Genomic DNA, 4,042 nt, shown 5'->3' on the forward strand with positions numbered 1-4,042 from the left:
CCGCACGGTGGCTGAACAGATCCATGAAAGCGCGGCCCGCATAGTCCTTCTGATACAGCTCGCGCTGAGACAGCATCTCCGTATAGAAAAGCGGCAGGGTACCGTTGACGCCCAACAGGCCCATGAAGGCCGGTGTCATGTCGATGCTGTCGATCTCGTGCGCCAGGCGGGTCCCGCCCACTCGTTCAGGCATACCGGCTGCGCTGCCGGCGCTCGCCTCGTCCGTTGCGCGCAGATGAACCTGCAGCGACTCGATCTGACTGGGTGGGAACGACAAGGACAGCGAGTTGCGGAAGTTCACCCGCGACAAGCCCTTGCCATCCGGCGATGCCACACCCATCCAGCGGTCCAGCAAGCGCACCGCCTGGAAGAAATCAAACTGCTGCGGCTCCCGCAACAGTTGATCGATCACACCAGTGTCATGTCGCCGTTGCGCGGGGGGCATGAGAGCACCTCTTCCTGCGTCCGCGCCGATACCAGCGTCAAGCGCGTGAAGCTGTTGGCGTGAACGTACAAACCAAAGAAACGATCCAGCACGGTGGCAAACAAGCCCAGGCCGGCACCGACAAAGCTGTCCTCATCGACCGTCAGCCGCACTTCCGTGCCGCGCACAAAGGTGGCATAGGGCTCGCCCGGCAGCCATGCCGTGGCCGGTTTGAACTCGACACGCAAGACGCCATCGATCTGCCGGCGATTCGATGCGCTGCGCGGCAGGTCATACAGACGCAGCATTTCCTTGAGCGCGTCGATACCGCCACCGGACAAGGACAGGTGATTGAGCGACAAGTGAGAAATAAGCCGCCACAAGGCGCCGCGCCCCCGCTCGAAGCGCATGCTGGGTGTGGGCTTGCGCAGCAAACGCACTTCCTTGGCCAGGCCGCCGCCGTCCATGAACAGATCGCCCCCCGATACACCAAAAGGCAACAAGGTGGGCAGATCCCGGTTCGTGGCTGTGACCGTCAAGGACAAGGTGTCGGTCTGAGGCAGCGCAGGATTGAAATCCACATCCACGATGGAGATGGCCAACTCATACCCGGGGCTGTCAGATGCCACATCCTCATCGCGCTGGGCAGACCAGTAGCGCCCGCCGGCGCGCGCCGCATCGCCGCGCTCCTGCGCAGAGCGGATCAAACGCTGCGCCGCCATGGTCGGCGCAGCATCGATCTCGTCATCATCTAGATCGCCCCCCAACAAATCGTCATGCTGCAAGGAGAAGAACGGTTTGAACTCCTGGACCGACTCGCCCTGGGCTGTCTGCTTGACGCGAAACACACGGTCGATCGAGTACACCTCGTAGCCATACGCACGCCGCCCATCCACCACAACGGGGTAGGAACTGGCCGCATGGGTGACGCGAATCGGATCGGCCGGCTGCTTGAACAGATTGACGACCGGCGTACAACCCAACAGCAGGTTGCGCGCATTCAAGGACTCCAACAAGCGCGATTCATCGGAGTCAGCCCGTACACCAGCCAGCAGAAGGTGCACGGTCAGGCTGCGCCGGGCACCAACCGCCTCCTTGTCCATGCCTGAAGTGCTGGCCGCCGCACGCAAGGCCACAGGAACAGGCACCGGCACATCCACAAAATTGAACTTCTCGGGGAAGGCAAAATACTCGGTCAACAGGCGATACGCAGGATGCGACCGCGCATCAAATTCGATCATGGCCTCTTCGTCGGCAAACCCTGCCAGCGTTGGCGTGGGCAACTCCCCGGACAAGGATGCGACAGGCGCATGCCATGGCTGATGCGGGTGCGTCTGCACCATGATGCCGCGCACCTTGTGGCACAAGGCTTCACGCAACGCGCTCACCTGAGAGGGCTCACCATCGAGGTAGAAGCGCAAGGGCTGTTCAGCCAGCATGGCCCAACTGGCTTGCGGCGACAACAGGTCCAGCGTGATCGAGATGAGCGAGGTCACGCCTGACGGCAGACGCGTGCCCTCCGGCGCTGACACGGCATTGCGATAACTGGCCTCCACCACACGCAAGGGCAACAATTGCACCGCTTGCGTTGTTCTGAACTTGCACGGCACACCTTTGACGGGCCTTGTGGCCATCATCGTGCCGCGCTCAATCGTCGCGGGCTTGCTCATCTGCCCAGCGGCCGCCCCCAGATCCAGTTGGGCGACCGACGCACACGGGAAAGGCCGCAGATAGTGCGGATACAGCACTTCCAGCAGGGATTCCGTGAACAAGGGAAAGTCGTCGTCGAGCCGCTTGTTGACGCGTGCCGTCAGCAAGGCGAAGGACTCGATCATGCGCTCGACGTGCGGGTCCTTGGCCTCGTCCGAACCAAGCTGCAGCTGCCCGGCGATGCGGGGGTAAGCCTGCGCAAACGACTGCCCCCGGCGACGCAAGAAGGTCAGTTCGTTTTCGAAATAAGGCAGCAAGGCGCGCATGTCAGTGGCTTACCTGGTAATACATGCCCGCAGAATCAAACTGCGCGCCAAAACTCACGGCATCCTGAAACCCTGTCACACGCAACATGGCGTGGATGTCAAAGGCCAGACGATGCACTTCCGACTGGGTATCCCTCAGTCGCACCATCACGTTGCGCAAGCGCGGGTCGTAGCGCTCAATGGCCTTGGCCATGGCCAGACAGATCTGGTCACGGTCCACGCCGCTGGACAAGCTCTTGGCCGAAAAATCGGGAATACCGAAATTGAAGATCGACGCACCCGCCATCGGGAAGGCGACGAACTCTGCGTCGTCATAGCAGCGTCGCGTATTGAGCAGACGCTCCAGATCGCGCGCCACCTGTGATTTCAACTGCGACAGATCAACGCCCAGAAACAGCTCGGAACGGCTGGTATCCGAGTTCAGCAGTCGATCCCACAGTGATGTTTGAAAACGCATGGCACAACAAAAAAAGGCCGCGTGAAGCGGCCTTCAGACCAGACTTGATCAGGCAGCAACGGCGACGTTGCGGGCCAGATCCCAACCGGCAGGGTTGTTGCCGATGTTGTCCTTGCCTTCGGTGTTGGAACCCTTGTAGTTCCACACAACCTTGGAGTACTTGATACCCAGGACTTCGGTAGGCAGGCCTTCCGACTTCACCGAAGGAGACACGCTCGAGATGATGGCGTTCGTCAGCTTGATGGTCAGGTACAGCGTACGGGTCGTACCTTGAGCGCGGTAGAACTCGATCTCCACGTCATAGGCATAGCCGGCCGAGCAGGCTTCCCAGATGTAAGGGCTGGAGGTATCGATGTCCTTGGTGAACACCATTTCAGCGTGTTCGCAGCGCTCGGAGGTGTGGCCACCGGCAGTCGACGACGTGGCCGACTTGGGTTGACGCATTTCGTGTTCCCACGACAGGATTTCCATCCACTTGCCGTCTTTGTGCTTTTCGTCGAGCGACTCGCCGGGGATGTCCTTCGAGTTGGTCTTCTTGATGAACTTCAGGTAAATGTCTTTCATTTTCTCTTCCTCCTAACCTTGATAGTTAGAGTTCGTTGTTAAACGCTACCTCAGGCACCCTGAGGCAGCTCAGCCACCAGTCGCAACGAAACAGAAAGTTCGTCCAACTGGAAGTGAGGACGCAGGAAGGACACGGCGCGATACACACCGGGACGGCCGGGGACTTCCTGCACCTGGACGGAAGCTTCGCGCAGCGGGTACTTGGCCTTCTGCTCTTGCGAAGCGTCGTCAGAATTCAATACGTACTGGTTGATCCAGCCGTTCAGATAGGTTTCGATGTTGGACGCGGCAGCAAAGCTGCCCACCTTGTCGCGCAACATGGATTTCATGTAGTGCGAAATGCGGCACACAGCAAACATGTACTGCAACTGAGCCGACAGGCGTGCGTTGGCATTGGCCGCATCGGTGTCGTACTTCTTGACCTTCTGAACCGACTGCGCACCGAAGAACGCCGCGTAATCCGTGTTCTTGCAATGAACCAGAGGGATGAAGCCCAGATCGTTGAGCTCCTTCTCACGGCGATCCGTGATGGCGATCTCGGTCGGGCACTTCAATGCCACTTCGCCATCGTCTGTCTTGAACGTGTGAGTTGGCAGGTCTTCCACCAGACCACCACCCTCG

At 59.8% G+C, this 4,042-nt stretch carries 5 protein-coding genes; all 5 read right to left on the reverse strand.

Annotated elements, in window-relative coordinates; translation table 11 throughout:
- The coding region (locus EPO09_RS18890; RefSeq protein ID WP_290645538.1) for a type VI secretion system baseplate subunit TssG at window positions 1-445 on the reverse strand (445 nt) is incomplete at its 3' end.
- Window positions 409-2,400: a type VI secretion system baseplate subunit TssF gene (tssF, locus tag EPO09_RS18895; protein ID WP_290645540.1), complete on the reverse strand. Its 1,992-nt coding sequence runs from the start codon at window positions 2,398-2,400 to the stop codon at window positions 409-411. The genes tssF and EPO09_RS18890, both read right to left, overlap by 37 nt.
- Window position 2,401: 1 nt before the next feature.
- Window positions 2,402-2,857, reverse strand: a complete 456-nt coding sequence (gene tssE / locus EPO09_RS18900) for a type VI secretion system baseplate subunit TssE (RefSeq protein WP_290645542.1) — start codon at window positions 2,855-2,857, stop codon at window positions 2,402-2,404.
- Between the two features lie 48 nt (window positions 2,858-2,905).
- Window positions 2,906-3,421, reverse strand: a complete 516-nt coding sequence (locus EPO09_RS18905) for a type VI secretion system tube protein Hcp (protein WP_290645544.1) — start codon at window positions 3,419-3,421, stop codon at window positions 2,906-2,908.
- A 50-nt stretch (window positions 3,422-3,471) separates the two neighbouring features.
- Window positions 3,472-4,042, reverse strand: a 571-nt coding sequence (tssC, locus tag EPO09_RS18910) for a type VI secretion system contractile sheath large subunit (protein ID WP_290645546.1), incomplete at its 5' end; no start/stop codon positions are given.

The organism is Aquabacterium sp. (assembly GCF_004297345.1).
Classification (GTDB): domain Bacteria; phylum Pseudomonadota; class Gammaproteobacteria; order Burkholderiales; family Burkholderiaceae_C; genus Aquabacterium.